The organism is Pseudomonadota bacterium, from assembly GCA_039714795.1.
In the GTDB taxonomy this organism is placed as follows: domain Bacteria; phylum Pseudomonadota; class Alphaproteobacteria; order JAGOMX01; family JAGOMX01; genus JBDLIP01.
The window spans coordinates 1-3,881 of record JBDLIP010000144.1; the positions used below are offsets into that span (position 1 = coordinate 1).

The following is a 3,881-nucleotide window of genomic DNA, read 5'->3' on the forward strand; positions in this document are numbered from 1 at the left end:
GGATAGATTTTTTACAAAAAATTCTCACTTTTTAAAATTTCGTCAGGAATAGAGTGAAAAAAATCAAAGTACCGTGGTAATACGGCTAACCCAGTCCCCTCCCCCCGGGGTATTTGTAAAAACGTTTAGAGAATCCAGATCAAGATGCAGAACTTTATGTTACACTCGATCTTGAAACGCCATTGACAAACAACAAGAGAAACAGTTTTAAGACACGATGACCCCTTTATCTTACAAGGCTATCCTCAAGAAAAAAGGCTTTACCCCTTATTTGTGGTCTCTATTTTTGGGTGCTCTCAATGACAATGCCTTTAAAATGGTTTTGTCCCTTATGGCTGTCAATAGTTCTATTGTTGGTATTGCCCAGGCAGATGGCACGCAGCTATATTCTTCAGGACCTGTGGCCCTCATTGGGGCGATTTTTATTCTTCCCTATCTCCTGTTTTCTGGATATGCGGGTTATTTTGCAGATGTGTGGAACAAACGCACTGTCTTGATTGCCACCAAGGCGATGGAAGTGATTGCCATGGGGCTTGCCTTTATAGTTTTGCCCAAAGACATTTTATGGCTCAGTATGATCGTCTTGTTCCTAATGGCCACACAGTCAACGTTTTTTGGTCCTGCAAAATATGGTATTTTGCCTGAAATTTTTTCAACTGAAGAACTTTCGCGGGCTAACGGGCTTGTGGAAACAGCCACGTTTCTCGCAATCATCCTGGGCACCTTTTTTGGTGCTGGCTTGCTCTACGTCTGGAGTGATAGAAAAGAGTTGATTGGTGCCGTCATGTTTTCTATTGCCATAATGGGTTGGCTCATTATTTGGTGGGCACCTAAAGTTGCAAAATCAGGTGCTGAAACCCGATTTCCTCTCAATCCATGGCGTGAAATTTTTATCGGGGCGAAACGAATTTTTGGCAATGAAAGATTGCGCCTGATTGTCACCGGCATTGGGTGGTTTTGGTTTTTAGGCGCCTTGTTGCAGATGACCCTTATTATCCTCAGTAAGGAAATCTTGCAACTGGACGATTTACACACCGGTCTTATCCAAACTGTTCTAGCACTTGGAATTGGGTTTGGCAGTTTGTGTGCCGGCTGGCTGTCAGGTCCTCGTATTGAACTTGGACTCGTTCCATTAGGGGCCCTTGGAATCGGCATTGGTGCCGGATATTTTGCACTTGGTCTTCCTTCCTACACGCATGCAATTGTTGCTCTTTTCATCATTGGCATGTCTGGTGGCATGTTTTTTATTCCTTTAAACGCTTCATTGCAAAATCTTGCAGGCCAACGCGAAAAGGGGACCTTAATCGCCACAAGTAATTTCATTTTGACACTTGGTATTCTCTTAGCTTCAGCAACCCTACACCTGTGTCATGATATCCTTGGCTTAGCATCAGACACCATTGTGTTACTTTTTGGTTTACTTACTGTGTTGGCAACGGTTTATGCAGTGTATCTTTTGCCTGATGTGCTGATTCGGTTTGTCCTTTGGATTTTCACCCACAGTATTTACCGAATTCGCACCCTGGAAATTGAAAATGTCCCAAAAACGGGATCTGCACTCATTATCAGCAATCACCTGTCATATGTGGATGGATTGCTTATTGGAGCTGCGTTAGATCGCAATGTCCGTTTCATGTTGTATGGAGCTATTTATGATATCTGGTTTCTCAAACCCTTTTTTAAACTAATGAAAGTTATTCCGGTTCGATCGGGAAAACGAGTACTGGAAAGTATTAGAGATGCGCAGCTCGCCTTACAAGACGGAGATCTGGTTTGCATTTTTGCTGAAGGCGGAATTAGCCGCACGGGTAATATCTTACCTTTCAAACGAGGCTTTGAAAAAATTGCCGCAAGACTTGAGGTTCCAATTATTCCTGTCCACCTTGATGGTGTATGGGGTAGTATTTTTAGCTTTCATAAAAAGAAAATCTTCTTTAAGTGGCCACGGCATATTCCCTATCCTGTTACGATTTCATTTGGGGAACCCATGATACATACGGCGACAACCCAAGAAGTTCGACAGAGAGTCGTTGAACTAAGCAGTCAGGCATTTCCGCAAAGGGCCGATGTTCAAACCACACTTGCCAGACGCTTTGTAAAAACTTCCAAAAAAAGATGGTGGCAAGTCTGTATGATGGATATCAGCCGTCAACTCACCTTTGGTCACACTCTAACAGCGGCCTGCTTGTTGAGCGACCAAGTCCATAAATTGTGCAAAAACGAAGAAAAAATTGGTCTTCTTTTCCCTGCCTCCATTGGTGGCGCTTTAGCCAATATCAGCGTCAGTCTTTTAGGGAAGACACCTGTCAATCTTAATTTCACCTCCAGTCAAAGTTCTTTAGGTTCAGCTATTGCTCAAAGCAATCTAGAGACGATCATCACGTCGAAAAAATTTATAGAAAAACTCAAATTGGACATTCCTTTAGGCAATATTATCTATCTTGAAGATCTTATGAACCACATAACTCCTCTAGCTAAGCTTTGCAAAACCATAAAGTGTACCCTGCTGCCTTGGAGGGTCTTATGGTGGTCATTGCCCAAGTCACCCGCCACATCGGACTCAATAGCAACCATTATCTTTTCGAGTGGTAGCACTGGTGAACCTAAGGGCATTATGCTGTCGCATCAAAATATTCTTTGCAACATAGAAGCCACCGCACAAGTCTTTCCGTATACCCGCCGAGATAGAATGCTTGGCATTCTCCCATTTTTTCACTCTTTTGGCTTTACCACAACGCTATGGTTTCCCTTGATCAAAGGTTTGGGAGTGATTTTTCATCATAATCCGGTGGATGCCAAAACGATTGGAAAACTTGTTCAAAAACACAAAGCGACATTTATTCTTTCAACACCAACGTTCTATCGCTCTTACATTAGAGCCTGTAGCAAAGAACAGTTTGCATCACTTAAATATGCAGTGGTAGGCGCTGAAAAACTCAGATCTTCAATTGCACAGGACTTTAAGAGCAAGTTTGACATTGACCTTTTTGAAGGATATGGCTGCACAGAAACCGGTCCTGTGGTCGCAATTAATACTCCCGATGTCCGGCATAGCCCTGGTTGGATTCAAAAGGGTTACAAATCTGAAACAGTAGGCACTGCACTGCCGGGGGTGGCAACTAGAATTGTAGACCCGGAAACTTTTGCGGCCATCCCATTTGGACATGTTGGCATGTTATTGGTTAAGGGTGGCAGTTGTATGCAAGGCTACTTAAACCAACCCGAGAAAACAAGGCAGGCCTTTATCCAAGAAGGTTGGTACATTACTGGAGACATGGCTAAAGTGGATGAGGGCGGATTTATTACCATCGTTGATCGGCTGACTCGATTTAGCAAAATAGGGGGAGAAATGGTGCCCCACATTAAAATCGAAGAAGAGATCAATGCGGTCCTTGAGGGACCGCTTGCAATCGTCGTTTCAATCCCAGATGAGAAAAAAGGTGAACAACTTGCTGTGATATACAGCCACTCATCACTTAGTCCCCAAGATCTATGGCAAAAGCTCAATAAACGAGATTTACCAAAGCTCTGGCTTCCACCAAAAGCAAATTTTATCCTCGTCCCTGAGTTGCCTTTGCTAGCTAGTGGCAAGATTGATCTCCTGCAAGCAAAGAAATTGGCACACTTAAAGTTGGCTTGACTTAGGTATTGGTATTGGCGTTATCTCCTTTGTCGTACCATGCTGGTGCTGACAAAAATGCTAAGGGCAGCAACGACAATTGATGGAGCAGTGGGTGTGTCAAAGGACACCGTGTGGTTCCGGTAAGCGTGTGTGCTTCTCACTAAGGAAGGCTGGAGAAATAAAGTTGACAATTTAATTAAAATCTTATATATAATCCGGGATGACCAGTGCCAAAGAGCAACAAGAAATTATTATCCGC

At 43.3% G+C, this 3,881-nt stretch carries 1 protein-coding gene; it reads left to right on the forward strand.

Going from position 1 to position 3,881, the window contains the following annotated elements; translation table 11 throughout:
• The first annotated feature begins 217 nt into the window (after positions 1-217).
• On the forward strand, positions 218-3,640 hold the full coding sequence (locus tag ABFQ95_07965) for an acyl-[ACP]--phospholipid O-acyltransferase (protein MEN8237455.1): 3,423 nt from the start codon (positions 218-220) through the stop codon (positions 3,638-3,640).
• Positions 3,641-3,881 lie beyond the last annotated feature (241 nt).

Bases quoted from the DNA above. Each gene is read 5' to 3' on its own strand.
- ABFQ95_07965 (MEN8237455.1), top strand. From the start codon at position 218: ATGACCCCTTTATCTTACAAGGCTATCCTCAAGAAAAAAGGCTTTACC.